Raw genomic sequence first — 25,622 nt, forward strand, 5'->3', positions numbered from 1 at the left:
CGGCCAGCTGCGACAGCTCCAGGAACGGCGTGCCGGGGTCGAGCAGCTGCTGCACGCGCTCGCGCGGCAGCAGCTTGCCGCGCGCCAGGTGCTTGGCGCGCGCGTCGGCGCCGCCGCCTTCGGCCAGCTTGGCGATCTTCGCCTTCAGGTCGGCCACCAGCGCGCGCATGGCCTCGGCATTGGCCTTGAAGGATTCGGAGCGGGCGTTGAGTTTGCTTTCGAGCGTGGGCATCTCGGAGTCTCTTGCTGGCAGTTAGGATGGTGGACCGCCTGGTGCCGTCCCGCCGCGGCGGGGCTCAGCCGGCTGCTTTCGGCAACGGATGCCCGGGCATCAGCTCATAGGGATGCTTCCAGCCCGGCAGCGCGCGGAAGCGCTCCATCCACGCGTGGATATGCGGGTATTCCTTGCGCCAGTGCACGCCGATTTCGTCGTCGAAGAAGACGTAGCCCGCCAGCGAGAAGTCGGCAATGGTGGGGCGCTCGCCCAGCACGTAGTCGCGTCCGGCCAGGTGCGCGTTCAGTACGTTCCAGGCGCCTTCGCAGCGCGCGCGGAAAAAGTCCAGCACCGCGGGGTCGGGCGACCTGGCGAAGTTGCGCATGAAGCGGTAGGTGGCGGTGTACGAGGTGAACTTGTGGTTGTCGAACAGCAGCCAGCGCAGCACCTCGGCGCGCTCGGCTTCGTTGCGCGGGCCGAACGCGTCCAGCCGCGCGGCCAGCGTCTCGAGGATGGCGCCGGACTGCGACAGGCGCTGGCCGCCGAACTCCAGCACCGGCACCTCGCCCATCACGTTGATGGCGCGGTATTCCGGGGTGCGGGTCTCGCCGTTGAAGAAATCGACAAAGCGCGGCCGCCAGAGTGGCTGATGCGTCGGCTGGCCGCGCTGCACGCCGACGGTTTCCAGCAGCTGCGCCACCTTGTAGGCGTTGCCGGACTGGGCAAAGCAATACAGCAGGTACTCGGGCTCTTTCTGCTTGTCGATGCTCATGGTGTCTCCCCGATGATGTCGCCATCCACATAAAGCCAGCGCGGCGCCTCGCCCGGGGCGCGCGCCTCGCAGACAAAGCGGCTGCGCTCATGCAGCCGCCAGGCGCGCCCGCCTACCTTGTAGCGCGCCACGAATTCCACTTCGGCATGGGTGTCGTCCTGCTGCGCATGCGCCTTGACCGCCAGGCCGAGCCAGCGCGTGGCGGTGTCCGGCACCAGGTCGGCCGGGCAGGTCGACGCATGCCAGGTCTGGCGCAGCCAGTCGATGTCGTTCAGCACATAGGCGCTGTAGCGCGAGCGCATCAGCGCCTCGGCATTGGGCGGCAGCGCCTCGCCGCGGTGAAAGCGGCCGCAGCAGGCGTCATAGTCCGCACTGCCGCACGGGCACGGCACCGGGCCGGCCTTTGGCAGGCGCTGCGCCGCCTTGGTTGCCTTGGCCGCCTTCATGCCCGTCACCCCACCAGCTCCGGCAGCTCGCGCATATCGGTAAAGATGGTGCGCGCGCCGGCCTCGCGCAGCTGCGCGGCATCGTTGCGCGCGGCGTAGCCGAACACCGTCATGCCGGCCGCCACGCCCGCGGTCACGCCGGTCGGGCTGTCTTCCACCACGGCGCAGCGCGCGGGCTCGACGCCCATGGTGCGCGCGGCCAGCAGGTACACGTCCGGCGCGGGCTTGCTGCGCTCGACCTCGGTGGCCGAGAAGATATGCTCGCGCTGGTCTTGCTGGAACAGTTCGACCAGCCCGGTCTTGGTCAGCTGCAGCTTGACCTTGACGCGGTCCGCGCCCGAGGCCACGCACACCGGCATGCCGGTCGCGGCGACCGCGCGGATGGCCTCGCGCACGTGCGCCACGGCCGCGACCTCTTCTTCCAGCACCGCGTTGCGGCGCGCCAGCCAGGTCGACAGCCAGTTCTCGGGCAGCGGCGCGCCGCGCATGCGTTCGATCATGTCCAGCTCCTCGCGCACCGCGCGGCCCAGGAACAGGCGCGTGGAGTCCTCCAGCGAGATCTCGATGCCGAGCTCGTTCAGCATCTGGTTGAGCACGCGGTTGACGATGGGCTCGCTGTCGACGAGCACGCCGTCGCAGTCGAAGATCACACAATCGAATCGGCCGGAATGGCCACGGTTTACTGCAGTCATGCGGGTTTCTTTTCCTTGGTGTCCAGGTTGGGAACGGCCCGGAGTTCGGTCTGGCGGCGGCTCTTCAAATGGGCTTCGACCTGGTCGAAGCGGTCGAAGCCCCAGAACGGCTCGCCGTCGACGATGACGAAAGGCGAGCCGAACACGCCCTTGGCCATCGCCACCTCGATCTCGGCCTTGAGCTGGTCCTTGATCTGGTAGCTGGTGGCGCCGGCATCGAGCGCCTGCACGTCCACGCCCAGCGGCTCGGCCAGCTTCATGATCTCGGCCGGCTCGGCGATATTGATGTCGTCGACGAACAGCGCGCGGTACACCGAGCGGGCAAAGACCGCGGCGAGGTCGTCGCCGTGATGGTTCTGCAGCCACAGCATCGCGCGCGCGGCATGCGTGGTCGGCAGCGGGAAATGCGTGGGGCGCTTGTATTCGATGCCGTGGAAGCGCGCGGTGCGCTCGAAATCGCGCCAGCTGTAATCGCCCTTGAGCGGCAGCTGCGGCAGCGGCGATGCGCCGGTGGTCTTGAACACCACGCCCAGCAGGATCGGATGCCAGGCGACGTTGCGCCCGTACTTCTGCGCCAGGTCGTCGATACGGGTACTGGCGAAGTAGCCGTACGGCGAAGAGAAATCAAAGTAGAAGTCGATCGCTGCGGTCATGTCGGGGCCCTATTCTTGGGGTTGCAGGTCCGGTTGCGGGAAAACGTGACGCCGGCGCGGCACGCCCGCTCATCGTACGCGCAAATGGCGGCGCTAGGCCAGCGCGCGTGCGATCAGGATCTTCTGGATGTCGCTGGTGCCCTCGTAGATCTGGCACACGCGCACGTCGCGGTAGATGCGCTCGACCGGGAAGTCGCTGACGTAGCCGTAGCCGCCGAACACCTGGATCGCGTCGGAGCAGACCCGCTCGGCCATCTCGCTGGCGAACAGCTTGGCCATCGCCGCTTCCTTCAGGCACGGGCGGCCGGCATCGCGCAGCGCGGCGGCGTGCCACACCATCTGGCGCGCGACGTCGATGCGCGTGGCCATCTCGGCCAGGCGGAACTGCACCGCCTGGTGCTGGAACAGCGGCTGACCGAAACTCTCCCGTTCCTTTGCATACGCCAGCGCCGCCTCGAACGCGGCGCGCGCCATGCCGATGCTCTGCGAGGCGATGCCGATGCGGCCGCCCTCCAGCCCCGACAGCGCCATCTTGTAGCCGCCGCCCTCGTCGCCGAGCAGGTTGGCGGCCGGCACGCGGCAGTCCTCGAACAGGATCTGCGCGGTGTCGGACGAGTGCTGGCCGAGCTTGTCCTCGAGCCGCGCCACCACGTAGCCCGGGGTCGAGGTCGGCACGATGAAGGCGCTGATGCCGCGCTTGCCGGCGGCCTTGTCGGTCACCGCCAGCACGATCGCCACGTCGGCGTTCTGCCCGCTGGTGATGAACTGCTTGACGCCGTTGAGCACGTAGTGGTCGCCGTCGCGGACCGCCGTGGTACGCAGCGACGAGGCATCGGAGCCGACGTGCGGCTCGGTCAGGCAGAACGCGCCCAGCATCTCGCCGCGCGCCAGCGGCACCAGCCACTGCTGCTTCTGCGCCTCGCTGGCGAACGACATCAGCATGCTGCACACCGGGCAGTTGTTGACGCTGATGACGGTGGAGGTGCCGCCGTCGCCCGCCGCGATCTCTTCCAGGATCAGCGCCAGCGACAGGTAATCGAGCCCGGCGCCGCCATACTGCTCCGGCACCGCCACGCCGTAGGCGCCCAGCCCCGCGAGTTCGCGGTGCACGTCCTTGGGGAAGGTCTTGTCGCGGTCCCACTGCGCGGCCTGCGGCGCGATCACTTCCTGCGCGAACTGCCGCACGGCGTCGCGGATCATTTCCTGTTCGGGGGTCAGCAGCATGTCGGTTCGGGGTTCGGTTGTGCGCACGCCCTTACCAGGGGATGGGCGTGCCGTCGTAGTTGTGGAAGGTGCCGTTGTCGCGGCGCTTGACGCTGGCCAGCACCTGGCGCATGCCCTTGACGCTCTGCTGCACGGTCAGGTCGGCTTCCTGGCCGCCCATGTCGGTCTTGACCCAGCCGGGATGCAGCGCGACGCAGGTGGCGTGGCGCGCATCCAGCGCCACCGCGCGCAGTGCGGCGTTGGCGCCCGCCTTGCTGACGCGGTACAGCCAGCTGGTGCTGTGCTCCATCGCGCCGATGCTGCCCATGCGCGAGGACAGCACCGCAAGCACGCCGCCATGGCCGGACTGCCCGGCCTCGACATAGGGCAGCAGCAACGGCAGCGCCATCATGGGCCCCAGCACGTTGACATGCATGACGCGGTCGAACTCCGGCGGCGTGACCGGCTGCGCGCTTTCGGTGCGCGGCCCCATCACGCCGGCGTTGTAGACCGCCACGTCGAGCGCCTCGCCATCGAGCTTCCAGCCCAGGCCCGCCACCGCGCCGGCATCGGACAGGTCGGCCTGGTGCGCCTCGGCGCCGAGCGCCTCCAGCGCGCCGACGCCTTCGGGCGTGCGCGCCGCCGCGATGACGCGCCAGCCGTCGGCTCGGTACTGGCGCACGAATTCAAGGCCGATGCCGCGCGAGGCACCGAGGATGAGGGCGGTTGGCAAGGGTGGGCCTCCTTTCAAAGACTGACCTGCCGCATATGGCACGGCTGGCCACGGATTGGCAAAGTGCCGCTGTCTTGCTCCCTCTCCCGCGAGCGGGAGAGGGGAGAAAACAAGCGGTTAGCGCGCTTGCGTTACAGGAGCTCGATCCCCACCGCCGTCGCCTCGCCCCCGCCAATGCACAGGCTCGCCACGCCGCGCTTGCCGCCGGTCTTGCGCAGCGCGCCGATCAGCGTGGTCATGATGCGCGCGCCCGACGCCCCGATCGGGTGGCCCAGCGCGCAGGCGCCGCCGTGGATATTGACCTTGTCGCGCGGGATCTTGAGGTCGTGCATCGCCGCCATCGGTACCACGGCGAACGCCTCGTTGATCTCGAACAGGTCGACGCTGTCGGTATTCCAGTCGAGCTTGCGGTACAGCTTGGCGATGGCCTCGACCGGCGCGGTGGTGAACCAGCCCGGCGCCTGCGCGTGAGTGGTGTGGCCCAGCATGCGCGCGAGCGGCTGCAGGCCCAGCGCCTTCGCGGTCGAGGCGCGCATCATCACCAGCGCCGAGGCGCCATCGTTGATCGACGACGACGAGGCCGCGGTGATGGTGCCGTCCTTGGCAAAGGCCGGCTTGAGCGACGGGATCTTGTCGAGCTTGATTCGGCGCGGGCCTTCGTCGGTGTCGATCACGGTGTCGCCGCCCTTGCCCGATACCGTCACCGGTGCGATCTCCCAGCGGAAGTCGCCGTTCTCGGTAGCCTGCTGCGCGCGGCGCACGCTATCCATCGCGAACTCGTCCTGCTGCTGGCGCGTGAAGCCGTACTTGGCGGCGCAGTCCTCGCCGAAGGTGCCCATGGCGCGGCCCTTGTCATAGGCGTCTTCCAGGCCGTCCAGCATCATGTGGTCATAGATCATGCCGTGGCCGATGCGGTAGCCGCCGCGGCCCTTCGGGATCAGGTACGGCGCATTGGTCATGCTCTCCATGCCGCCGGCGACCGCGATCTCGAACGAGCCCGCGACCAGGCCGTCATAGACGGTCATGGCCGCGCGCATGCCGGAGCCGCACATCTTGTTGACGGTGGTGCAGCCCGTGCCCAGCGGCAGGCCCGCGCCCAGCGCGGCCTGCCGTGCCGGGGCCTGGCCCTGCCCGGCGGGCAGCACGCAGCCGAACACCACTTCCTCTACCTGCTCGGGCTTGAGCCCGGCGCGCTCGACCGCGGCGCGGATGGCCACGGCGCCGAGTTGCGGCGCGGTGACGCTGGCGAATTCGCCCTGGAACGCAGCCATCGGCGTGCGGGCGGCTGAAACGATGACGATCTCTTCCATCTCGGGTCTCCTGGATCGGTAGCTAGGTATCGGTAGTGGCGGTTAGGTGGATCAGCGGATCGACGCCTGCGGCGGCTCGCCGTACTGGCGGTAGGCCGCGGCCAGCTGCTCGTGCAGCTCGTCGTTGTTGCTGGCAGCCATGCCGAGGTCGCGCAGCAGGCCGTCGGACACGCCGTAGATCCAGCCGTGCACGGTGATGGCCTGGCCGCGCGCCCAGGCGTCCTGAATCACGGTGGTCTGGCAGACGTTGTTGACCTGCTCGATCACGTTGAGCTCGCACAGCCGGGTATGGGCGTCTTCCTCGCGCAGGATGGTGCCGAGGTAGGACTCATGCTTGTCGGCCACGTCGCGCACATGGCGCAGCCAGTTGTCGGCCAGGCCGATGCGCTCGCGCTTGAGCGCCACCTTGACGCCTCCGCAGCCGTAGTGGCCAACCACGGTGATATGGCGCACCTTGAGCACTTCCACCGCGAACTGGATCACGGACAGCGCGTTCAGGTCGCTGTGCGCGATCACGTTGGCGATATTGCGGTGGACGAACACCTCGCCCGGGGCCAGGCCCAGGATCTGGTTGGCCGGCACGCGCGAATCGGAGCAGCCGATCCACAGGTATTCCGGCGCCTGCTGGTTGGCCAGGCGGGTGAAGAAGGCCGGATCTTCCGCATTGACGCGGTCGACCCAGTCGCGGTTGTTGCGGAACAGCTGGGCGATGGCGTCATTCATGCGACTCTCCTTGCAGGGCCGGCAGCGGGCTGTGGGTGGGACGGATTGACGGACGGCTCGGCGCCGTAGCGGTGAATGAATCGCTCAGAAGCGTGATAGGCAAAAAAGTCATGGACATGTCCGGCCAGCAGCCGGTCCTTGTGGCTCTGCCACATGGCAGGGTCAAAAAAATCCGCATGGTGGCGCAGGAACGCCGCGCGTACGCGCGGATCCCCGAGCAGGAAGGTGCGGAAGGTCTCGGGAAAGATGTCGTGCGGACGCACGGTGTACCAGACTTCGCCCGACATCTCCTCTTCCTCGTTGCGCGGCTGCGGCACGTGGCGGATGTTGCAGTCGGTCAGGTACTCGATCTCGTCGTAGTCGTAGAACACCACGCGACCATGGCGCGTGACGCCGAAGTTCTTGTACAGCATGTCGCCCGGGAAGATGTTCGCGGCGATCAGTTCCTTGATGGCATTGCCGTATTCCAGCACGCCATGCTCGACCTGCTCGTCCGAACCCTCCTGCAGGTAGATGTTCAGCGGCGTCATGCGGCGCTCGATATAGACGTGGCGCACCACGATCTCTTCGCCGCCGTCCCTGGTGCGCTGGTATTCGATCATCGAGGGCGCGTGCTGTTCGAACTCGCGCACCAGCGCATCGTCGAAGCGCGACAGCGGGAAGGCCACGTCGGAGTATTCCAGCGTATCCGCCATGCGGCCGACGCGGTCGTGCTGCTTGACCAGCTGGTACTTCGACTTGACCAGCTCGCGCGTGGTTTCCTTGGGCGCCGGGAAAAAATCGCGGATCACCTTGAACACGTACGGATACGACGGCAGCGTGAACACCAGCATCACCAACCCGCGGATGCCGGGCGCGACGATGAACTTGTCCGACGAATGCTGCAGATGGTGCAGGAAATCTCGGTAGAACAGGTTCTTGCCCTGCTTCTGCAAGCCCAGCGAGGTATAGATCTCCGCGCGCGGCTTGCGCGGCATGATGTCGCGCAGGAAGGTCACGTAGGCCGACGGGATCTCCATGTCGACCATGAAGTAGGAGTGGGTGAACGAGAACAGGATCAGCAGCTGTTCCTTCTTCAGCAGCACGGTGTCGAGCACCAGCTTGCCCGAGGGCCCGTGCAGGATCGGGATCGCCAGCGGGAAGGTGCGGTCGCCGTTGACGATGCGGCCGATGATAAAGGCCGCCTTGTTGCGGAAGAACAGCGACGACAGCGTATGGATCTGGAAATTCGGCGCGATGCGCAGGTCGCCGAAATGCTCGCCGACGGCGCGCACCACGTAGCCGATGTCGCGCCGCAGGTCCTCGAACGGGCGCTCCAGCTGGAAGTTGTGGACGATGCGCTCGAAGCACGCGGCCATGCCCTCGCGGCTGCCGGGGTAGTAGGCGCGGAAGGTGGGGCGCGTCGGCGATTCCTCGTTCTCGATGTACTCGGTCGAGATCGCCGGGCGCACGAAGATGAAATCGTTGTTGAAGTACGAGCGGTGCAGGATGCGCGTGCACACCGAGTTGAAGAAGGTCTCGGCCAGCTCGGGCTGGTGGTGGTTGGTCAGCAGCCCGATGTAGTGCAGCTTGATCTGCTGCCAGATCTCGTCTTCGATGTTCTCGGCGTCGTACTCGTCTTCCAGGATCACGCTGGATTCGCGCACGCGCTCGTTATAGAAGGCGATGCGGTCGCGCTGGATCTGCTGCAGCCCGTGCCAGTCGCCGGCCTCGAACTTCAGCTTGGCCTGGTGGCTGACCTCGCGGAACAGGCGGTAGTGCTTGTCGAACCCGTCGAGCATCGTTCTCGCCACATCGTAGGCAATCTGCGAGGAGAGCAGTTTGGGGAAGTGGGACATGGGTCGACAGGGGCCGGGGGGCAGTACAGCGTGAGGGTCTTGCGACAGGTATTGAGATTGTAATGGGGTTCGGGCGGGGGCCCCGGGTGATTTCGGCGCCCCGCCTGGTGACCGGCGCTGCCGGTTACATGGTTTCCGCGAACAGCTCGCGGCCGATCAGCATGCGGCGGATCTCCGAGGTGCCGGCGCCGATCTCGTACAGCTTGGCGTCGCGCCACAGGCGGCCGGCCGGGTATTCATTGATATAGCCGTTGCCGCCCAGGATCTGTACGGTCTCGCCCGCCATCCAGGTAGCCTTCTCGGCGGTGTACAGGATCACCGCGGCGCAGTCCTTGCGCACCTGGCGCACGTGGTCGCTGCCGAGCGCGTCCAGGTTCTTGCCGACCGTGTACAGGTAGCTGCGCGCCGCCTGCAGCGTGGTGTACATATCGGCCACCTTGCCCTGGATCAGCTGGAATTCGCCGATGCTCTGGCCGAACTGCTTGCGGTCGTGGATATACGGCGTGACCACGTCCATGCAGGCCTGCATGATGCCGACCGGGCCGCCGGACAGCACCGCGCGCTCGTAGTCCAGGCCGCTCATCAGCACCCTGGCGCCGCCGTTCTCGGCGCCCAGGATATTCTCCACCGGCACTTCCACGTCCTCGAACACCAGCTCGCCGGTATGCGAGCCGCGCATGCCCAGCTTGTCGAGCTTCTGCGCCACCGAGAAGCCCTTCATGCCCTTCTCGACGATAAACGCGGTCATGCCGCGCGCGCCCAGCTCGGGCTCGGTCTTGGCATAGACCACCAGCACGTCGCAGTCCGGGCCGTTGGTGATCCACATCTTGGTGCCGTTCAGCACGTAGCGGTCGCCCTTCAGATGCGCGCGCAGCTTCATGCTGACCACGTCGGAGCCGGCGTTGGGCTCGCTCATCGCCAGCGCGCCGATCCATTCGCCCGAGACCAGCCTGGGCAGGTACTTGGCCTTCTGCGCGGCCGTGCCGTTGCGATGGATCTGGTTCACGCACAGGTTGGAATGCGCGCCGTACGACAGGCCAACCGAGGCCGAGGCGCGGCTGATTTCTTCCATTGCGATCATGTGGGCCAGGTAGCCCATGTTGGCGCCGCCGTATTCCTCGGCCACGGTGATGCCGAGCACGCCGAGGTCGCCCATCTTCTTCCAGGCGTCCATCGGGAACTGGTCGGTGCGGTCGATCTCGGCCGCGCGCGGGGCCAGCTCGGCCTGGGCCCAGTCGCGCACGGCGCCGCGCAGCATTTCGATGTCTTCGCCCAGATCGAATTTCAGGCCTGGCAATTCAGTCATGATGGTCTCCTGTAGGAATCGGTGTGTCGGTGTGTCGGTGGGTTCCGGGGTCGCCGGATCGATCGGTTCAGACGTGGCCCAGCGTTTTGACCACGCACAGCGTCATCAGCATGGTCGCCACCGGCTTGCGGCGGCCTTCCTGCTCGACGTAGACATCGCCCTGCGCCACGATCAGCGTGCGCCCGGGCTTGAGCACCCGCCCCACCGCCACCAGGCGTTCGCCCTGGGCGGGGGACAGCAGGTTGATCTTGTACTCGGCGGTCAGGCCCGCCTCCTCCTCGCCGACCAGCGTCAGCGCGGCATAGCCGCAGGCGCTGTCGGCCAGCGCGCCGACCACGCCGCCGTGGAAAAAGCCATGCTGCTGGGTCACGCCCTCGGACCACGGCATCGCCAGTTCCACCTCGCCGCGCTGCACCCGCGCCAGTTCGGCGCCGAAGGTTCGCATCAGCCCCTGGCGCGAGAAACTGGTGGCAATGGCGTCGGCCCGCGCGGCGGACAGCGGTTCCGGTTCAGCGGGCACGGCATGGGCAAGGGAGGCGGTCATGGCGGGTTCCGGTGTGGCGGCCTGTTTCGACGGACAGCGCACGGCCGCGCGCTGTCCGGCTATTCTATTTACGTTTACGTAAACGTCAATGGCGGATCGCACGGAGGCGTGCGCAAGTGCCGCTCACGCGGCATGGTTCTGGTCCGGTGCCTTGTCACCGCTCTGGGCCGCCAGCAAGGCCCTGCACTGGCGCTCATGCTGGTCGATCTCGGCCAACTGCGCCTGCAGGTCTTCCATCTGGCGCTCGAGCGTGCCGCGGTGCGCGGCGAGCGCGGCCAGGAACCGGTCCAGTTGCGGGGCGGTATCGCGCGGCGATTCGTACAGGTCAAGAATTTCGCGGATCTCGTTGAGAGTAAGCCCCAACCTCTTGCCGCGCAGCGTCAGCTTCAGCCGGGTCCGTTCGCGGCCGTTGTAGACCCGCTTGCGTCCGCCCGGCCCTTCGCGCTGCGGCGACAGCAGGCCCTGGTCCTCGTAGAAGCGGATGGCGCGCGGCGTGACGTCGAACTCACGCGCGAGGTCGGTGATGGTGTAGGTGGCGGAAGCCGCCGCTGGTGTCGCTGACATGGCCTGGGCAAAGAAAGTGAACGGTCGTTCGTTGCGAAGTCAAGTTTTCGCTTAAGATGGAAACGAACCCGTATGGTTGACGTTTACGTTAGCGTCAACCAGATCGGCTGGCAACCGGTGCTTGCACGCCCCGCACGATCAGGACGTGCCGGCAGAACGAGAAAGCCCGCGCCCCGGCGCCAGGCTTCGACCACGAGACTCCTCATGAACGCACTCGAACACCAGCTCCAATATCCGTTCGGCGACACCATGCCCGCGCCCGGCGCCAGGCAGGAGGTCGCCCCCGGCGTCTACTGGCTGCGCATGCCGCTGCCGTTCGCACTCGACCATATCAACCTGTGGCTGCTGCGCGACCGCCTGGACGGACGCGACGGCTGGACCATCATCGATTGCGGCATCACCAACGATGTCATCAAGGGCCACTGGGAAACGATCTTCGCCAATGAGCTGGAAGGCTTGCCGGTGGTGCGCGTGCTGGTCACGCACAGCCACCCAGACCACGTCGGCCTGGCGCACTGGCTGTGCCGCCGTTTCGACGTGCGCCTGTGGATGAGCCTGGGCGACTACATGAGCGCGCGGGTGATGGGCAGCGGCACCGGGGCCGGGTCGAGTGCCGGCGGTGACGCCGCCGCCGCGCATTTCGCGCTGCACGGCCTGACCGATGCCGACAGCCAGGAAAAGCTGCGCGCGCGCAAGACCTATTACCCGTCGCTGGTGCCGGACCTGCCTACTCAGTACCGCCGCCTGATGGAGGGCGACACGGTGCGCATCGGCACCGACCCCGCCACTTCGGCCTGGCGCGTGATCACCGGCTTCGGCCATTCGCCCGAGCACGTGGCGCTGTATAACGCCGCCACCAATGTGCTGGTCTCCGGCGACATGGTGCTGCCGCGCATCTCGACCAATGTCAGCGTGTTCGACATGGAACCCGAGGCCAATTCGCTGCAGCTCTACCTGGATTCGCTGGGCAAGTACGAGCCGCTGCCGCAGGACGTGCTGATCCTGCCGTCGCACGGCCGCCCCTTCCGCAACCTGCATACCCGCATCATGCAGCTGCGCGAACACCATGCCGACCGCCTCGCCGAAACGCTGGAGGCGTGCCGCGCAAAACCCTGCAGCGCGCACGACATCGTCAGCGTGATCTTCAAGCGCCAGTTCGACATCCACCAGATGACCTTCGCCATGGGCGAGTCGCTGGCCCACCTGCACTGCCTGTGGCACCGCGGCGAGCTGGTGCGCGAAACCGGCGACGACGGCGTGATCCGCTTCCGCGCCGCCTGATCGTCTTAGCGCCTCAGTTGGCGGCCGCCAGCGCCGCCAGGTAGCGCACCCCGTCGACGGCGCGGCTGCCGTACCACGACAGCATCTCGCCGTCGACCAGCAGCACCGGCTTGCCGAGCTGGCGCTCGAGTGCGTCGGCATGGTCTTCGGTAAAGCGGTAGGGCTCGGTCGACAGCAGCACCAGGTCGAGCTCGCGCACCAGCGCATCGCTCCAGCGGAAGCTGGGATAGCGCTCGCCGGGCGCATTGGGACGGCTGCAGTCTCCGCCTGCGCAGGCCTGCATGGTGTCCGCGCCGCCGGGCCAGGTCTGCCAGTTGGCCAGCGCCAGCATGCGACTGATATAGGTGTCGCGCGACACCGTCATCCACGGGTCCTGCCAGATCGCATAGAGCACGCGGCGCGCCGGCCACGGCCGCATGCGGATGGCATCCAGTTGCGCCTGCAGCGCCGCGCACAGCGCCTCGGCCTCGGCATGGCAGCCGAAGATCCCGCCCAGCAGCCGGTACAGCCCGAGGTTGTCCTCGGGCGCGCACGGATGGGTGACGATCACGTTGGGCACGAAGCCGCGGATCTCGTCGACAGTCTCGCGCCGGTTCTCATCGATATTGACCACCACATGCGTGGGCGCCAGTTCGCGCAGCCGCGCCACCTTGACGTCCTTGGTGCCGCCCACCTTGGGCACCGCGCGCACCGCCGGTTCCGGATGGATGCAGAAGCCCGTGCGCGCGACCATCTGCCGCGCCAGCCCGAGCGCGAACAGCAGTTCGGTCACCGACGGTACCAGCGAGGCAATCCGCACCACGCCGGTGGCGGCGGCATGCTGCTGGCCGATGGCGTCGCGCCACATCTCAGGGCTCCCGGAATGCGTCGGCACGGCGCGGCTTGCGCGGCGCGCCCGCGGCGAGCGTGTCGTACAGCCAGCGCGGCATCACGTGCAGCAGCGCCGCCACCACGCCCATCGGCCACGGGATCACGCGGAAGCGCCGGCCCGCCGCGATCACGCGCACGGCCTTGCGCGCGAATACCTCGGCATCGGTCAGGAACGGCATGCGGTACGGGTTGTGCGCGGTCATCGGCGTGCGGATATAGCCCGGCGCGATCGTGACCACGCGGATGCCGTGCCCGCGCTGCTCCAGCCGCAGGCTTTCGAGCAGCTTGATCACCGCCGACTTGGAGGCACTGTAGGCCCCGGCCCCCGGCAGCCCGCGCACGCCGGCCACGCTGGCAATCCCCACCAGCGTGCCGCGCCGGCCGAAATGCCCGGGCTCGCGCGCCTGCATCGCATGCAGGAAGGGCTGGAAGGTGGTCAGCACCCCGAACCAGTTGGTGTCCATGACCTGGCGGAACGCGTCCAGGTCCTCGCGCTCGCTGGCGACGGTCCCGACCGAAACCCCGGCATTGGCGATCACCACATCCGGGCAGCCGAACTGGCCGAGGAAGTCTTCCGCGGCGCGCGCCATCGCCTCGGCATCGCGCACGTCGGCGCCATAGACGCGCACCGCGCCCGGGTTGGGCAAGGTGGCCACGAACTGGTGCAATGCGTCCTCGCGCCGCGCCACCAGGCCAAGGATGGCGCCCTGCGCGGCGTATTCGCGCGCGAGCGCCTGGCCCAGGCCGCTGGAGGCGCCGGTGAGGAAGACTTTGAGGGGACGCATAAAAGCGAAGGCGGTAGGAAATAAAAAACGGCTGGTACAGGATACCAGCCGTTTGGCGAACCACGGGTCTTTGCCCCCTGCCTGGGCACTCCCTCTCCCGCTGGGAGAGGGTTGGGGTGAGGGCGGGAATATCGACGAAGTACAGCGCGTCGGTGTGCCAGGGCCTGCCCTCACCCCCTGCCCCTCTCCCGCAAGCGGGAAAACCCCGCCGCAATCAAAGCTTTTTCGCCTTGATCTGCTCCACCAGGTAATCCATGGTCTGCACCGCGCCCTGCTTGTTGCCGGCGATCGACGGCGAGGTCACGTACTTGCCCTGCACCACCACGGTCGGCACGCCGTCGATCTTGTAGGCGTCGGCGATCTTGTTGGCGCGCTGCGAGTTGGTCGTCACCGTGAACGAGTTGTACGCATCCAGGAAGGCCTTGCGGTCGACGCCGTTCTTGGCCATGAAATCGGCGATCTCGTTGGTGTCGGTCAGGCGCTTGCGGTCCACGTGGATGGCGCTGAAGACCTTGTTGTGCATGGCGTCGAGCTTGCCGATGGCTTCCAGCGCGTAGAAGATCTTGGTGTGCGGGAGCAGGTCGTCGCGGAACGCGACCGGCACGCGCTTGAACACCACGTTGCCGCCCTGCTTCTTGACCCAGGCTTCCAGGTCCGGCTCGAACTCGTAGCAGTGCGGGCAGCCATACCAGAAGAACTCGGTCACCTCGATCTTGCCCGCCGCGACCGGCTGGGGTGTCTTCAGGACCTGGTACTCCTTGCCTTCGGTGGGTGCCGCCTGCGACGGGGCGGACATCAGCAGGCCGCCCACGGCGGCGAACATGGCGAACAGTGCGGCGAGTTTTTTCATATCAGGACGGCCTTGCGGTTTGGACGATGAGCGTATGACAGCGGCGGCGGCACCCGGTTCATCGGCGCGCCCGCCGCTTCTGGCAGGAACCTGTTGCTGCGGTGTTGCGGCGGTTACCGGGTATTAAGCGGTGCCGCCTACTGCTTGGTAAAGCGGATCACCGAGGCCTCGAAACCGGACGACTGCAGCCGGTCGCGTGCCTTGTTCATGTCTTCGATGCGGTTGAACGGCCCCAGGCGCACCCGGTACATCTTGACGCCGTTGACGTCACGCTCGGTGATGCGGGCCTCGAAGCCCTGCATCGCCAGGTTGGCCTTCTGGCGGTCGGCGTCGTCCGACGAGCGGAACGCGCCCACCTGCAGCAGGTAGCCCACCTTGTGCGCGTCGGCCTGGGCGATCTCGGCGATCGGGTCCGACACCGGCTTCTCGGCGGGCTTGGTCGCGAGCGGCTTGTCAGCCGGCTTCTCGACGGGCTTGTCCAGCGGCTTGTCCAGCGGCTTCTCCGTCGGGCGGGTCGCCACCGGCGGCTGGCCGTTCTGCTTGGGCTCCGGCTCCGGCGCCTGGCCCACCGGCTTGGCCGGGGTCTTGCTCCACAGCGGCTTGTTCGGGTCGCTCGGGCCTTCGTCGGCGCGCTGGGCCGGGGCCGGCAGCTGGCTGGTGACGTTGCCGGGCTCGCTCGGCCGGGGGGCGTGTTTCTGCTGGAACGGCGTCGGCGACTTGGTGATGTACAGGGCGACCACCACGGCGATGGCCAGCCCGACGATCAGCCCGAGCACCAGGCCCAGGAACGTACCGCCGCGCTGCTGGCTGCGACGGACATTGCGCGACTCGCGCTTGCGTTGCTGTTGCATGAAGTCCTCTTCGGTGATGCCGGGATTATAGAGCCAGTGCCGCCGCCGGCCGCACTGGATCGCCCCCGGGGCCGGCGAGTGCCGGGCGCCGGCTGCTTGCTTACATGCGGCGCGGGGCGGACACCCCGATCACCGCCAGGCCGTTGCGCAGCACCTGGCGCGTGGCCGCTAGCAGCGCCAGGCGGGCGCGCTTGACGGCTTCGTCGTCGACCAGCACGCGGTCGGCGTTGTAGAAGGCGTGGAAGTCGCCGGCCAGGTCGCGCAGGTAGAACGCCACCGCGTGCGGCGCCAGTTCTGACGCGGCGGCCGCCAGCATGTCCGGGAACTCGGCCAGGCGCTGTCCCAGCGCCAGCGCCTGGGCACTGGCCTCGGCGCCGGTCACGGCGGCCAGGTCGGCGCCGGCCAGCTCGGCCAGGCGGGCTTCCCAGTCCGCGCCGCCCCACGACTCGAAGATCGAGCAGATGCGGGCATGGGCGTACTGGACGTAGTACACCGGGTTCTCGTCGTTCTGCTTGAGCGCCAGGTCGACATCGAACACGAACTCGGTATCGGCCTTGCGCGACAGCAGGAAGAAGCGCACCGCGTCGCGGCCGCGCGTGAAGTGCGCGGGCCAGTCCGCCACGCCGCCGTCCAGGCAGCCGCGAATGGTCTCGTCGCCACCGTTGGACCATTCGATCAGGTCGCGCACGGTGACGTAGGAGCCGGCGCGCTTGGAGATCTTGACCTCCTCGCCGTTCTTCATCACGGTGACCATCTTGTGCAGCACGTAGTCGGGATAGCCCTGCGGGATGCCCATGTCCAGGCCCTGCAGGCCGGCGCGCACGCGCGCAATGGTGCCGTGGTGGTCGCTGCCCTGCACGTTGATGACCTTGGTGAAGCCGCGCTCCCACTTGGTGGTGTGGTAGGCCACGTCCGGCACGAAGTAGGTATAGGTGCCGTCGCTCTTCTTCATCACGCGGTCCTTGTCGTCGCCGTCGTCGGTGGTGCGCAGCCACAGCGCGCCCTCGCTCTCGTAGGTCTTGCCTTTACCGATCAGCGACTGCACCGCGGCGTCGACGCGGCCGTCGCTGTACAGCGACGACTCCAGGTAGTAGCGGTCGAACTTGACGCCGAAGGCCTGCAGGTCGATGTCCTGCTCGTTGCGCAGGTAGGTCACGGCGAACTTGCGGATCGAGTCGATGTCCTCGACGTTGCCCGACGCGGTCACCGGTTCGCCGTCGGAGGCGCTGACGGTCTTGCCGGCGAGGAAGTCGGCGGCGATGTCGGCGATGTAGTCGCCGTTGTAGGCGGCCTCGGGCCAGCTGGCATCGCCCGGCTTCAGGCCGCGCGCGCGCGCCTGCACCGACAGCGCCAGGGTCTGGATCTGCACGCCGGCGTCGTTGTAGTAGAACTCGCGGTGCACGTGCCAGCCCTGCCACGACAGCAGGTTCGCGAGCGCATCGCCCAGCGCCGCCTGGCGGCCGTGGCCGACGTGCAGCGGGCCGGTCGGGTTGGCCGAGACGAACTCCACCAGCACCTGGCCATGCACGCCGCGCTCGCGCGCGCCGTAGTGGTCGCCCTGGCCCAGCACCGCGCGCAGCACGTCGGCCTTGGCCGCCGGCGTCAGGCGCAGGTTGATGAAGCCGGGGCCGGCGATCTCCATGGTCGCGACCAGCTCCTGCGCGCGCGCATCGGCCTGCACCGCGGCGACGATGCGCTGCGCCAGCTCGCGCGGATTGCTCTTGAGCGCGCGCGCGACCTGCATCGCGACATTGCAGGCGAGGTCGCCATGGGCGGCCACCTTGGGCCGCTCGAAGGTGACCGCGGGCAAGGTGGCATCGGCCGGGGCGAGCGCACGCACGGCATCGGTGAACGCGGCGGCAAGATTGGAGGTCTGAACAGGCAGCATGGATGTCGGAAGCCCTGTGGGCTGGTATTCAGGCGCAGACCCCGCGGGCCGCGCCGGTGCCACGAACGCAGCAAGTGACGGCGAATCAACGCCGCGCCGCGTGCCAGGCATGGGAATCGGGAACGCGCAATTTTATCAGGTGCTATGCTGACATCATGCGCAAGGACGGCCACGGACCACAATCCGCCCCGGCGGCCGCCCCACACCGTGCCCGAACCGGCGCGGCATCCCGCCCCGGGGACGCCGCCCCACCGTTCCCCGTGAAAGGAAAAACCATCATGCTGATCACCTTCAAATCCCACGCCGCGCAGGACCTGATCATGATGAAGGATCTGGCCGTGACGCTCCTGGGCATCATCGGCAAGCATCTCGGGGAACGGGGGGTGATCACTGTCGAAGAACTGCCGCACGCGATCCACAGGCTCGAAGCAGCCGTGGCCGATGCGCGCCGCGCGCATCCTGCCGACACCGCGGTCGAGGCCCGGCCCGAGGCCGACGAAGAAGAGGAAGAGCCGCTGCACCTGGGACAGCGCGCCTATCCCTTCCTCGACATGCTGCGCGCCTCGCAGCGCGAAGGGGCCAATGTTCTCTGGGGGGTCTGAACCGTCTGCGGGCCGCAAGACGCTGAGCGCCGCTGCGCGCCGGTCCACCGCCCGCGGATAAAAAAACACCCGGCACCACCGTTGGCGGCCGGGCTTCCGGACGAGGGTTCCGGAAAGGGGGGAATTCCGGCGGAGCCCGGCTGGCGCGCCAGGCGGGCCTCCGCGTCAGGTCATTTCTGCTGAATCCGCGCGGCTATTCCTCATCGGCATGGTGCCGGCCATTGGCCAGCAGCAGCCCGATCACCGCGCCGACAGCGGCGGCGATCGCCACCGCCTTCAGCGGGGATTCGGCCACGCGGTGCTGGGCCTGCACCACCGCGCCATCCATGCGTTCGCGCGCGCGCATCATGCCGTCGGCGGTCTGGGCGCGCAGGCGATGCGCCATGTCGCTGGCGCGTTCGCGCAGGCGGTGGCCTGCCTGCAGGCTCTCGGCAGAGCCCTCGCGAGCCAGCACCTGGATGGTGTGCTCGAGTTGCGAGATCAGCGACTTGACTTCGCTGGACACCGGCGCCGCAGCCTCGCGCGTATCGCGCGCGGCATGCTTGATATGGCGGATCGCACTGTCGGCACTGTCGGACAGGTGGTTCAGTTCCTTCCGGACTTTAGGGTTCTGCGTCAGCATACGGTCTCCTCAGGTTCGGGTCGACGAGGGCGTGATACCGGCTTGCGCCGGCTTCATCGTCCCCTGCGAACGAGTCCCATCACCGCGGCGACCAGCGCCACGACCAGGAAGATGAAGAACAGGATCTTGGCGATTTCCACGGCGCCGGCAGCAATTCCGCCGAAGCCGAAAATCGCGGCGATCAGGGCGATGACAAAAAATACGAGTGCATATTGCAGCATGGCTAGGCTCCCGAAGATTTCGGACCAGGCCAGGCGCCCTGGCTGGGCCCATGTGAGGCTTGCGCCAACGGGTGCAAGCTCATAGCCTCATCGTAGAAAGCCACGCTTCGTGCCAATACCGACAGGCAGCCGATTCCGCTGTCAGCCAAGTCCTACAACGCCTGCCGGGCGCCACGCAGGCACTGCGCAGCGCGCGCAACCGGGCTGAGGTGCTGGCGCGAAGCGCGACCCGGAAGCCGGCGCCGGGTTGACCCATGGCGGTCGATGTGATTCCATGGGCCCTCCCTTGGCGCCGCGGCGGGCGAGCGCGCCTTCTCGATAGGAATTGCCCCATGTTCAAGCAGTCATTTCTCCCTCACACGCTGCTGCTCGCGGGCGGCATCCTGCTGACCCTGGCGGTGCTGGTGGCGTCGGAAACCGGCAATATCCGCCTGCGCGAAAGCTATACCGACGTGATCCGCTCGCAGCGCCTGCAGACCGAGCTGGCCGCGCTCAACGGCGAGCTGGTCAATGCCGAGGCCGGCCAGCGCGGCTTCCTGCTGACCGGCAAGGAAAGCTACCTGGAGCCGTACTACAAGGCCCTGCCGCGCATCGCCGAGCTGATGGCGCAGATCCGCGCAGGCTACGCCAATGACCCGGAGGGCCTGAAGCAGTTCGGCGATACCTCCAAGCTGGTCAACAGCAAGCTCAACGAGATGGCGCTGACGCTGGTGTACGGCAAGCGCGACCTGGAAGTGGCGCTGGACCTGATCCGCACCGACTACGGCAAGCAGACCATGGACAACGCGCGCCGCGGGCTCGACCAGCTGCAGGCGCGCGAGGCCGGCGCGGTCTCGCACCGGCTCGAGGGCGCCGAGAACGACGTGCAGCTGTCGCGCTACGGCATCGGCCTGCTCACGGCGATCAACATCATCCTGCTGATGGCGGTCGGCATCGGGCACGCCAAGCGGCTGGCAATGGCCGAGGCGGTACGCACCCAGCTGGAAGAGGAAAGCGTGCGGCTGGACCGCAAGGTGCGCGCGCGCACGCGCCAGCTGTCGGCGCTGGCGGGCCACCTGCAGCGCGTGACCGAAGACGAGAAGACCCGGCTCGCGCGCGAACTGCATGACGAACTGGGCGCGATCCTGACCGCGATCAAGCTGGACCTGCACTGGGTGCGCCGCAAGGTACAGGCGGACCAGCCGGTGGCGGCCGAGCGCCTGACGCGCGTGATGCTGCACGTGGACCAGGGCATCCAGATCAAGCGCCGCCTGATCGAGGACCTGCGCCCCACCGTGCTGCTCAACCTTGGCCTGCGCGCCGCGGTGTGCCAGCTGGTCGAGGAGGTGGGCGCGCGCAACAACTGGCAAACCCAGGTCAGCGTGCCCGAAGACCTGCCGGCGCTGCGCGACGAAGCCGCGATCGCGCTGTACCGGATCGTGCAGGAATCGCTGACCAATGCCAGCAAGTACTCCGAGGCCAGGCATGTCGAGGTATCGCTGGCGTGCCAGGGCGAACTGCTGACGCTGACCGTGCGCGACGACGGCAAGGGGTTGCCGCCCGACTTCGATGCCGGCAGCACGGCCGGCCACCACGGACTGTTGGGGATGGAGCAGCGCGTCACCGCGCTGGGCGGCAGCATGCAGATCGATTCGTCACCGGATGCCGGGGTACGGATCCGGATCGAGGTACCGCTGACCGCCTCGGTGCTGGCGCCGGCCGAAGAGCCGGAGAGCGCGGAGCCGGCGCGCGCCTGAGCGCCCAGGATGCCTTATACGCCCTGAATGCCGTGAGCGCTTCAGGGCTGCGGCGCGGCGTGCTCCTCGATCACGCGGAACACCTGCTCCAGCTCCAGGGACTTGTCGAAAAAGTAGTCGGCACCCGCCTCGGCGCACTGGCGCCGGTACATCTCGAGCTGGGCATGGTTGGTGTAGACGATGCGCACCGTGCCGTTGTTGGCGCGCTGCATGGCACGCAGCACATTGATGCCGTTACCCTGGCGCAGCTGCAGGTCGACGATGGCTACGTCGTACGTGCCGGCGGCAAGCAGGCGCAGGGCCATGGCTTCGGTATCCGCCCAGTCGACGTTCTCGACAAACGGGAAATCCTTCAGGTATTCAAGCAGCATGCCGCGCAGGACCGCCGAATCTTCAATCAGCAGCACGTTCAGCGCCCGGTAGGAAGTGTTCGAATCCTGCTCCGACATATTGTGTATTGCGGTCCCTTCCGGGGCGACCCGCGCGGGGCCGCGATTGAACTGCTATTCCACCAGGCCGTTCTTGATCGCGTAGTAGGTCAGGTCGGCGTTGGTCTTCATGCCCATTTTCTCCAGGATGCGCGAACGGTAGGTACTGACGGTCTTGACGCTGAGGAACAGCTCGTCGGCGATCACCGACACCGACTGCCCGCGCGACAGCTTGCAGAAGATCTGGAACTCGCGCTCGGACAGCATCTGGTGCACCGGCTGCTCGGTCGGCTTGTCGAGCCCCCCGATCAGCAGGTCGGCCACCGTGGCGCTGACGTAGCGGCGGCCCTGCGCCACCGTGCGGATCGCCTTGACCAGGTCGTCGGGTGCGCTTTCCTTGGTCAGGTAGCCGGATGCGCCGGCACGGATCAGGTTGATCGCGTACTGGTCTTCCGGGTACGTCGACAGGATCAGCACCGGCAGGTCGGGCTTGCGCTGGCGGATCAGCTTGAGCACGTCGATGCCGTTGCGGTCCGGCATCGAGATGTCCAGCACCAGCACGTCGAACTCGGCATCGCGCAGCTGCGCCATGACTTCGTCGCCACTGCCGGCCTCGCCGGTTACCTGGATATCGGGTTCTTCGGAAATGAACTGACGCAGCCCGGCACGCACAATCTCGTGGTCGTCGGCGATCAGGACGCGGATCATGTGGGGCTCCACGGGTTTATCGGACCGGCACTTTGGCCCGGTGCACGTCGGGTGCAGGCGGAACCGCTTGCGATGTTGTCATTGTAGTGCCGCGCGCGGGCGCGGGCTGTCGGTGTCAGGCTGACAATGCGGCGTGGCGGCAAGGCCGGCCGCGGGCACGTTGTGGCTGCCGCAAAAGCAAAGCGGGACGGATCAGATCCGTCCCGCTTTGCTGCGGCGCGTCAGGCCCGTGAACATCCCTGGAGGGGGCCCGGCGCGGCCTGCACCGGTAGAGGCTGTGGCTAGTACTGCAAGCGACTACCCGGGTGCTTACTGCGCTTTCGCGCCAGCTTCCGCGCCGGCGCTCACGCCCACGTTCGCGTCGGCCTTCGACTTCTTGGTCGACTTGGCGGCGTGCTTGCCATGCTTGGCCTTGCTGCCGGCCTCTGCCTTGGCCGAGCCGGTGGCGTCGGCGGCGGTGCCCACGCCCTTGTCGACGGCGGCGCCCGCGGTCGACAGGCCCTTGTCAGCCGCCGTGCCCGCCGCCGAGAGGCCCTTGTCGGTGGCCGCGCCGGCGGTCGACAGGCCCTTCTCGGCCGCGCCCGCGGCACCCGTTGCGGCGCCGCCGACGGCGTTCAGGCCACCCTGCGCCGCCGCAGCGGGCGCGGGCGTGGTCACCGAGGCACCGACATCGGCCTTGGCGCCGACGGCGCCGCCGGTGCCCTGGGCCATGGCCAGCGAGGAAGCCGCGGCGATCGACAGTGCGGACAGGGAGAGCAGCAGTTTCTTCATGGACAGACTCCTTTCAGGATGCCCCACGGCGAAACATTCGCCGCGGTGATCACGCTGGTGATTGCGTGTATCGAGCCCTCAGTCTAGGGAGCCGGACTGCGCCGGTCTGTGAGCAGTTGAAAGGCACTGTAAGGAGTTGTGAGGCGGCCCGCACGCCACGTCAGCGGCGCTGTGCCGGCCGTCCGCTGCGCTTTTCCTGCCGCATCAACGGGCTGGCGGCGGCGCACCGCCGCCGCCGCTGCCGCCCGGGCGTCGCACCCGGTTACAGGTTGGGTGCCAGCGCGCGCGCCAGCGCGGCGCGGTCTTCGTGGCGGCGTGCCGCCATGTCGTCGAGCTGGTCCTGGCCGATCTTGCCGATGGTGAAGTAGGTCGACGCGGGATGCGCCAGGTAGAAGCCGCTGACCGAGGCCGCCGGCGTCATCGCCAGCGATTCGGTAATGCCCATGCCGATCTCGGCCGCGTCGAGGAATTCGAACATCGGCCCCTTGACGGTGTGCTCCGGGCAGGCCGGATAGCCGGGCGCCGGACGGATGCCGCGGTATTTCTCGGCGATCAGCTCGTCGTTGCTCAGGGTCTCGGCGGCGTCATAGCCCCACAGGTCCTTGCGCACGCGCTCGTGCAGGCATTCGGCGAAGCCCTCGGCCAGGCGGTCGGCCAGCGCCTTGAGCATGATCGCGCTGTAGTCGTCGTGATCGGCCTCGAACTGGGCCTCCTTCTTGTCGACGCCCAGGCCCGCGGTCACGGCGAAGATGCCGACATAGTCGGCGATGCCGCTGTCCTTCGGTGCGACAAAGTCCGCAAGACAGCGATTGGGCCGGCGCACGCCGTCGACCACCGGGCGCTCGCTCTGCTGGCGCAGGTTGTGCCAGGTCAGCGCGACCTTGCTGCGGGTCTCGTCGGTGTAGATCTCGATATCGTCGTCGTTGACGGTGTTGGCCGGCAGCAGCGCGATCACGCCGTTGGCGGCGAGCCAGCGGCCCTGGATCAGCCGCGACAGCATCGCCTTGCCATCCGAGAACACCTTGCGCGCCGACTCGCCGACGATCTCGTCGTTGAGGATGTCGGGGAATTTGCCGGCCAGGTCCCAGGTCTGGAAGAACGGGCCCCAGTCGATGTAGTTGGCCAGTTCGGCCAGGTCGTAGTTGCGGAACACGCGGCGGCCGATGAACTTCGGCTTCGGCGGCACGTAAGTGCTCCAGTCGATCGGCGTCTTGTTGGCGCGCGCCTGCGCCAGCGTCACCATCGGCGTGGCCTTCTTGTTGGCGTGCTGGGTGCGGATGCGCTCGTAGTCGCTCTTCAGCTCGTCCAGGTACCTGGCCGCGCCTTCGTCGGACAGCAGGCTCGACGCCACGCTGACCGAGCGCGAGGCGTCGGGCACGTACACCACCGGGCCCTCGTAGTTGGGCGCGATCTTGACCGCGGTATGCACGCGCGAAGTGGTGGCGCCGCCGATCAGCAGCGGGATCTTCTTCACGCGGAAGTAGTCGTCGCGCTGCATCTCGGACGCGACGTAGGCCATCTCTTCCAGCGACGGCGTGATCAGCCCCGACAGACCGACGATGTCCGCGCCCTCGACCTTGGCCTTGGCCAGGATCTCGTTGCACGGGACCATCACGCCCATGTTGACCACTTCGAAGTTATTGCACTGGAGCACAACCGAGACGATGTTCTTGCCGATGTCGTGCACGTCGCCCTTCACGGTGGCGATCACGATCTTGCCGCGCGCCTTGACGTCGCCACCGGCCTCGGCCAGCAGGCGCTTCTCTTCCTCGATGAAGGGCAGCAGGTGCGCCACCGCCTGCTTCATCACGCGCGCGCTCTTGACCACCTGCGGCAGGAACATCTTGCCGGCGCCGAACAGGTCGCCGACGATGTTCATGCCATCCATCAGCGGGCCTTCGATCACCTCGATCGGGCGGCCGCCGCGCGCCGCCACCTGCTGGCGCACTTCTTCGGTGTCCTCGACGATGAAGGTGGTGATGCCGTGCACCAGCGCGTGCGCCAGGCGCTCGCCCACCGGCACCGGCTGCTCGGGCGTACCGCGCCAGGCCAGGTTTTCTTCCTTCTTCGCGCCGCCGCCCTTGTAGCGATCGGCGATTTCCAGCAGGCGGTCGGTGGAATCCTCGCGGCGGTTCAGCACCACGTCTTCGACGCGCTCGCGCAGTTCGGGATCGAGCTGGTCATACACGCCGAGCTGGCCGGCGTTGACGATGCCCATGTCCATGCCGGCGCCGATCGCGTGGTACAGGAACACGGTGTGGATGGCCTCGCGCACCACGTCGTTGCCGCGGAACGAGAACGACACGTTGGAGACGCCGCCGCTGACCTTGGCGTACGGCAGGTTCTGCTTGATCCAGCGCGTGGCCTCGATGAAGTCCACGGCATAGTTGTTGTGTTCCTCGATGCCGGTCGCGACCGCGAAGATGTTCGGGTCGAAGATGATGTCTTCCGGCGGGAAGCCGACTTCATTGACCAGGATGTCGTAGCTGCGCTGGCAGATCTCGGTCTTGCGCGCGAAGGTATCGGCCTGGCCCTTCTCGTCGAAGGCCATCACCACGCTGGCGGCGCCGTAGCGGCGGATCAGCTCGGCATGGTGGCGAAACTGCTCCTCGCCCTCCTTCAGCGAGATCGAGTTGACCACCGGCTTGCCCTGCACGCATTGCAGGCCGGCCTCGATCACCTCCCACTTGGACGAATCCAGCATGATCGGCACCCGCGCGATGTCGGGCTCGGACGCGATCAGGTTCAGGAACCGGACCATCGCGGCCTTCGAGTCCAGCATGGCCTCGTCCATGTTGATGTCGATGATCTGCGCGCCGTTCTCGACCTGCTGGCGCGCCACCGCCAGCGCCTCGTCGAACTGGCCGTTCAGGATCATCCGCGCGAAGGCCTTGGAGCCGGTCACGTTGGTGCGCTCGCCGACGTTGACGAACAGCGTGTCGTCGTCGATGGTGAAGGGCTCGAGGCCGGACAGGCGCATCGGGCGCGGGGGCAGTTTGTTCTCGCTCATG

26 protein-coding genes and 1 pseudogene are annotated in these 25,622 nt (G+C 67.5%); 3 read left to right on the plus strand and 24 right to left on the minus strand.

Annotated elements, in window-relative coordinates:
- From GA0116996_RS20040 to GA0116996_RS20100, 13 genes and pseudogenes are all read right to left on the minus strand, one after another.
- Window positions 1–232: pseudogene (locus tag GA0116996_RS20040) on the minus strand (methylcrotonoyl-CoA carboxylase); the annotation flags it as partial.
- Window positions 233–296: 64 nt separating this feature from the next.
- Window positions 297–986: a glutathione S-transferase family protein gene (locus GA0116996_RS20045; protein ID WP_092315133.1), complete on the minus strand. Its 690-nt coding sequence runs from the start codon at window positions 984–986 to the stop codon at window positions 297–299.
- Window positions 983–1,432, minus strand: a complete 450-nt coding sequence (locus tag GA0116996_RS20050) for a YchJ family protein (protein ID WP_092315135.1) — start codon at window positions 1,430–1,432, stop codon at window positions 983–985. Before GA0116996_RS20050 ends, GA0116996_RS20045 begins: the two co-directional genes overlap by 4 nt.
- A gap of 5 nt (window positions 1,433–1,437) precedes the next feature.
- The gene (locus GA0116996_RS20055; RefSeq protein ID WP_092315137.1) at window positions 1,438–2,124 is read right to left on the minus strand and encodes an HAD family hydrolase; all 687 of its coding nucleotides are present in this window, start codon (window positions 2,122–2,124) and stop codon (window positions 1,438–1,440) included.
- Window positions 2,121–2,777 carry a 2-hydroxychromene-2-carboxylate isomerase gene (locus tag GA0116996_RS20060; protein ID WP_092315139.1) on the minus strand — a complete coding sequence of 219 codons (657 nt, stop codon included), beginning with the start codon at window positions 2,775–2,777 and terminating at the stop codon, window positions 2,121–2,123. Before GA0116996_RS20060 ends, GA0116996_RS20055 begins: the two co-directional genes overlap by 4 nt.
- Window positions 2,778–2,870: 93 nt before the next feature.
- The gene (locus GA0116996_RS20065; RefSeq protein WP_092315141.1) at window positions 2,871–4,001 is read right to left on the minus strand and encodes an acyl-CoA dehydrogenase family protein; all 1,131 of its coding nucleotides are present in this window, start codon (window positions 3,999–4,001) and stop codon (window positions 2,871–2,873) included.
- A gap of 31 nt (window positions 4,002–4,032) precedes the next feature.
- Window positions 4,033–4,713, minus strand: a complete 681-nt coding sequence (locus tag GA0116996_RS20070; protein ID WP_062796281.1) for an SDR family oxidoreductase — start codon at window positions 4,711–4,713, stop codon at window positions 4,033–4,035.
- 131 nt (window positions 4,714–4,844) lie between these two features.
- Entirely contained in the window at window positions 4,845–6,023 is a 1,179-nt protein-coding gene (locus GA0116996_RS20075) for an acetyl-CoA C-acetyltransferase (RefSeq protein WP_092315143.1), read from the minus strand.
- Between the two features lie 51 nt (window positions 6,024–6,074).
- On the minus strand, window positions 6,075–6,746 hold the full coding sequence (gene can / locus GA0116996_RS20080; protein ID WP_012351453.1) for a carbonate dehydratase: 672 nt from the start codon (window positions 6,744–6,746) through the stop codon (window positions 6,075–6,077).
- Window positions 6,743–8,584 (minus strand): bifunctional isocitrate dehydrogenase kinase/phosphatase, encoded by a 1,842-nt coding sequence (gene aceK / locus GA0116996_RS20085; protein WP_092315145.1) that lies wholly within the window; start codon window positions 8,582–8,584, stop codon window positions 6,743–6,745. Before aceK ends, can begins: the two co-directional genes overlap by 4 nt.
- A gap of 124 nt (window positions 8,585–8,708) precedes the next feature.
- Window positions 8,709–9,890 carry an isovaleryl-CoA dehydrogenase gene (locus GA0116996_RS20090; protein WP_092315147.1) on the minus strand — a complete coding sequence of 394 codons (1,182 nt, stop codon included), beginning with the start codon at window positions 9,888–9,890 and terminating at the stop codon, window positions 8,709–8,711.
- A 67-nt stretch (window positions 9,891–9,957) separates the two neighbouring features.
- A complete protein-coding gene (locus GA0116996_RS20095; protein ID WP_092315149.1) occupies window positions 9,958–10,434 on the minus strand; it encodes a PaaI family thioesterase in 477 nt (158 codons plus the stop codon).
- Between the two features lie 123 nt (window positions 10,435–10,557).
- Window positions 10,558–10,998, minus strand: coding sequence for a MerR family transcriptional regulator (locus GA0116996_RS20100; RefSeq protein WP_092315151.1), 441 nt, complete (start codon window positions 10,996–10,998; stop codon window positions 10,558–10,560).
- 204 nt (window positions 10,999–11,202) lie between these two features.
- Between GA0116996_RS20100 and GA0116996_RS20105 the strand changes: the two genes are divergently transcribed.
- Window positions 11,203–12,279 (plus strand): MBL fold metallo-hydrolase, encoded by a 1,077-nt coding sequence (locus GA0116996_RS20105; protein WP_092315153.1) that lies wholly within the window; start codon window positions 11,203–11,205, stop codon window positions 12,277–12,279.
- Between the two features lie 13 nt (window positions 12,280–12,292).
- On the opposite strand, the gene GA0116996_RS20110 is transcribed toward GA0116996_RS20105, so the two are convergent.
- The 5 genes from GA0116996_RS20110 to argS form a co-directional block, all read right to left on the minus strand.
- Window positions 12,293–13,126: a helical backbone metal receptor gene (locus tag GA0116996_RS20110; RefSeq protein ID WP_092315155.1), complete on the minus strand. Its 834-nt coding sequence runs from the start codon at window positions 13,124–13,126 to the stop codon at window positions 12,293–12,295.
- A 1-nt stretch (window position 13,127) separates the two neighbouring features.
- On the minus strand, window positions 13,128–13,934 hold the full coding sequence (locus tag GA0116996_RS20115) for an SDR family oxidoreductase (RefSeq protein ID WP_092315157.1): 807 nt from the start codon (window positions 13,932–13,934) through the stop codon (window positions 13,128–13,130).
- Between the two features lie 214 nt (window positions 13,935–14,148).
- Window positions 14,149–14,784, minus strand: a complete 636-nt coding sequence (locus GA0116996_RS20120; protein ID WP_092315159.1) for a thiol:disulfide interchange protein DsbA/DsbL — start codon at window positions 14,782–14,784, stop codon at window positions 14,149–14,151.
- A 137-nt stretch (window positions 14,785–14,921) separates the two neighbouring features.
- Window positions 14,922–15,635 (minus strand): SPOR domain-containing protein, encoded by a 714-nt coding sequence (locus GA0116996_RS20125; protein ID WP_092315161.1) that lies wholly within the window; start codon window positions 15,633–15,635, stop codon window positions 14,922–14,924.
- Between the two features lie 100 nt (window positions 15,636–15,735).
- Complete coding sequence (argS, locus tag GA0116996_RS20130; RefSeq protein ID WP_092315163.1) at window positions 15,736–17,523, minus strand: arginine--tRNA ligase; 1,788 nt, start codon at window positions 17,521–17,523, stop codon at window positions 15,736–15,738.
- Window positions 17,524–17,801: 278 nt separating this feature from the next.
- On the opposite strand from argS, the gene GA0116996_RS20135 reads away from it, so the two are divergent.
- Window positions 17,802–18,125, plus strand: a complete 324-nt coding sequence (locus tag GA0116996_RS20135; RefSeq protein ID WP_092315165.1) for a DUF1840 domain-containing protein — start codon at window positions 17,802–17,804, stop codon at window positions 18,123–18,125.
- 193 nt (window positions 18,126–18,318) lie between these two features.
- On the opposite strand, the gene GA0116996_RS20140 is transcribed toward GA0116996_RS20135, so the two are convergent.
- Entirely contained in the window at window positions 18,319–18,747 is a 429-nt protein-coding gene (locus GA0116996_RS20140) for a DUF883 family protein (RefSeq protein ID WP_092315167.1), read from the minus strand.
- A gap of 53 nt (window positions 18,748–18,800) precedes the next feature.
- Window positions 18,801–18,968, minus strand: coding sequence for a DUF1328 domain-containing protein (locus GA0116996_RS20145; protein WP_010812883.1), 168 nt, complete (start codon window positions 18,966–18,968; stop codon window positions 18,801–18,803).
- A 332-nt stretch (window positions 18,969–19,300) separates the two neighbouring features.
- Here GA0116996_RS20145 and GA0116996_RS20150 point away from each other — a divergent pair, with 332 nt between their 5' ends.
- Entirely contained in the window at window positions 19,301–20,704 is a 1,404-nt protein-coding gene (locus tag GA0116996_RS20150) for a sensor histidine kinase (RefSeq protein ID WP_092315169.1), read from the plus strand.
- Window positions 20,705–20,745: 41 nt separating this feature from the next.
- Here GA0116996_RS20150 and GA0116996_RS20155 read toward each other — a convergent pair whose 3' ends face one another.
- The 4 genes from GA0116996_RS20155 to metH all read right to left on the minus strand — a co-directional run bounded on the left by GA0116996_RS20155 (window position 20,746) and on the right by metH (window position 25,621).
- Complete coding sequence (locus tag GA0116996_RS20155; protein ID WP_092315171.1) at window positions 20,746–21,153, minus strand: response regulator; 408 nt, start codon at window positions 21,151–21,153, stop codon at window positions 20,746–20,748.
- 54 nt (window positions 21,154–21,207) lie between these two features.
- Window positions 21,208–21,840: a response regulator gene (locus GA0116996_RS20160; RefSeq protein WP_018006648.1), complete on the minus strand. Its 633-nt coding sequence runs from the start codon at window positions 21,838–21,840 to the stop codon at window positions 21,208–21,210.
- Window positions 21,841–22,149: 309 nt separating this feature from the next.
- The gene (locus GA0116996_RS20165; protein WP_092315173.1) at window positions 22,150–22,611 is read right to left on the minus strand and encodes a hypothetical protein; all 462 of its coding nucleotides are present in this window, start codon (window positions 22,609–22,611) and stop codon (window positions 22,150–22,152) included.
- A gap of 262 nt (window positions 22,612–22,873) precedes the next feature.
- Window positions 22,874–25,621 carry a methionine synthase gene (gene metH / locus GA0116996_RS20170; RefSeq protein ID WP_092315175.1) on the minus strand — a complete coding sequence of 916 codons (2,748 nt, stop codon included), beginning with the start codon at window positions 25,619–25,621 and terminating at the stop codon, window positions 22,874–22,876.
- Window position 25,622 lies beyond the last annotated feature (1 nt).

This window comes from Cupriavidus alkaliphilus (assembly GCF_900094595.1).
Lineage (GTDB): Bacteria > Pseudomonadota > Gammaproteobacteria > Burkholderiales > Burkholderiaceae > Cupriavidus > Cupriavidus alkaliphilus.

Bases quoted from the DNA above. Each gene is read 5' to 3' on its own strand.
- GA0116996_RS20045 (WP_092315133.1), bottom strand. From the start codon at position 986: ATGAGCATCGACAAGCAGAAAGAGCCCGAGTACCTGCTGTATTGCTTT.
- GA0116996_RS20050 (WP_092315135.1), bottom strand. From the start codon at position 1,432: ATGAAGGCGGCCAAGGCAACCAAGGCGGCGCAGCGCCTGCCAAAGGCC.
- GA0116996_RS20055 (WP_092315137.1), bottom strand. From the start codon at position 2,124: ATGACTGCAGTAAACCGTGGCCATTCCGGCCGATTCGATTGTGTGATC.
- GA0116996_RS20060 (WP_092315139.1), bottom strand. From the start codon at position 2,777: ATGACCGCAGCGATCGACTTCTACTTTGATTTCTCTTCGCCGTACGGC.
- GA0116996_RS20065 (WP_092315141.1), bottom strand. From the start codon at position 4,001: ATGCTGCTGACCCCCGAACAGGAAATGATCCGCGACGCCGTGCGGCAG.
- GA0116996_RS20075 (WP_092315143.1), bottom strand. From the start codon at position 6,023: ATGGAAGAGATCGTCATCGTTTCAGCCGCCCGCACGCCGATGGCTGCG.
- can (WP_012351453.1), bottom strand. From the start codon at position 6,746: ATGAATGACGCCATCGCCCAGCTGTTCCGCAACAACCGCGACTGGGTC.
- aceK (WP_092315145.1), bottom strand. From the start codon at position 8,584: ATGTCCCACTTCCCCAAACTGCTCTCCTCGCAGATTGCCTACGATGTG.
- GA0116996_RS20090 (WP_092315147.1), bottom strand. From the start codon at position 9,890: ATGACTGAATTGCCAGGCCTGAAATTCGATCTGGGCGAAGACATCGAA.
- GA0116996_RS20095 (WP_092315149.1), bottom strand. From the start codon at position 10,434: ATGACCGCCTCCCTTGCCCATGCCGTGCCCGCTGAACCGGAACCGCTG.
- GA0116996_RS20100 (WP_092315151.1), bottom strand. From the start codon at position 10,998: ATGTCAGCGACACCAGCGGCGGCTTCCGCCACCTACACCATCACCGAC.
- GA0116996_RS20105 (WP_092315153.1), top strand. From the start codon at position 11,203: ATGAACGCACTCGAACACCAGCTCCAATATCCGTTCGGCGACACCATG.
- GA0116996_RS20110 (WP_092315155.1), bottom strand. From the start codon at position 13,126: ATGTGGCGCGACGCCATCGGCCAGCAGCATGCCGCCGCCACCGGCGTG.
- GA0116996_RS20115 (WP_092315157.1), bottom strand. From the start codon at position 13,934: ATGCGTCCCCTCAAAGTCTTCCTCACCGGCGCCTCCAGCGGCCTGGGC.
- GA0116996_RS20120 (WP_092315159.1), bottom strand. From the start codon at position 14,784: ATGAAAAAACTCGCCGCACTGTTCGCCATGTTCGCCGCCGTGGGCGGC.
- GA0116996_RS20125 (WP_092315161.1), bottom strand. From the start codon at position 15,635: ATGCAACAGCAACGCAAGCGCGAGTCGCGCAATGTCCGTCGCAGCCAG.
- argS (WP_092315163.1), bottom strand. From the start codon at position 17,523: ATGCTGCCTGTTCAGACCTCCAATCTTGCCGCCGCGTTCACCGATGCC.
- GA0116996_RS20135 (WP_092315165.1), top strand. From the start codon at position 17,802: ATGCTGATCACCTTCAAATCCCACGCCGCGCAGGACCTGATCATGATG.
- GA0116996_RS20140 (WP_092315167.1), bottom strand. From the start codon at position 18,747: ATGCTGACGCAGAACCCTAAAGTCCGGAAGGAACTGAACCACCTGTCC.
- GA0116996_RS20145 (WP_010812883.1), bottom strand. From the start codon at position 18,968: ATGCTGCAATATGCACTCGTATTTTTTGTCATCGCCCTGATCGCCGCG.
- GA0116996_RS20150 (WP_092315169.1), top strand. From the start codon at position 19,301: ATGTTCAAGCAGTCATTTCTCCCTCACACGCTGCTGCTCGCGGGCGGC.
- GA0116996_RS20155 (WP_092315171.1), bottom strand. From the start codon at position 21,153: ATGTCGGAGCAGGATTCGAACACTTCCTACCGGGCGCTGAACGTGCTG.
- GA0116996_RS20160 (WP_018006648.1), bottom strand. From the start codon at position 21,840: ATGATCCGCGTCCTGATCGCCGACGACCACGAGATTGTGCGTGCCGGG.
- GA0116996_RS20165 (WP_092315173.1), bottom strand. From the start codon at position 22,611: ATGAAGAAACTGCTGCTCTCCCTGTCCGCACTGTCGATCGCCGCGGCT.
- metH (WP_092315175.1), bottom strand. From the start codon at position 25,621: ATGAGCGAGAACAAACTGCCCCCGCGCCCGATGCGCCTGTCCGGCCTC.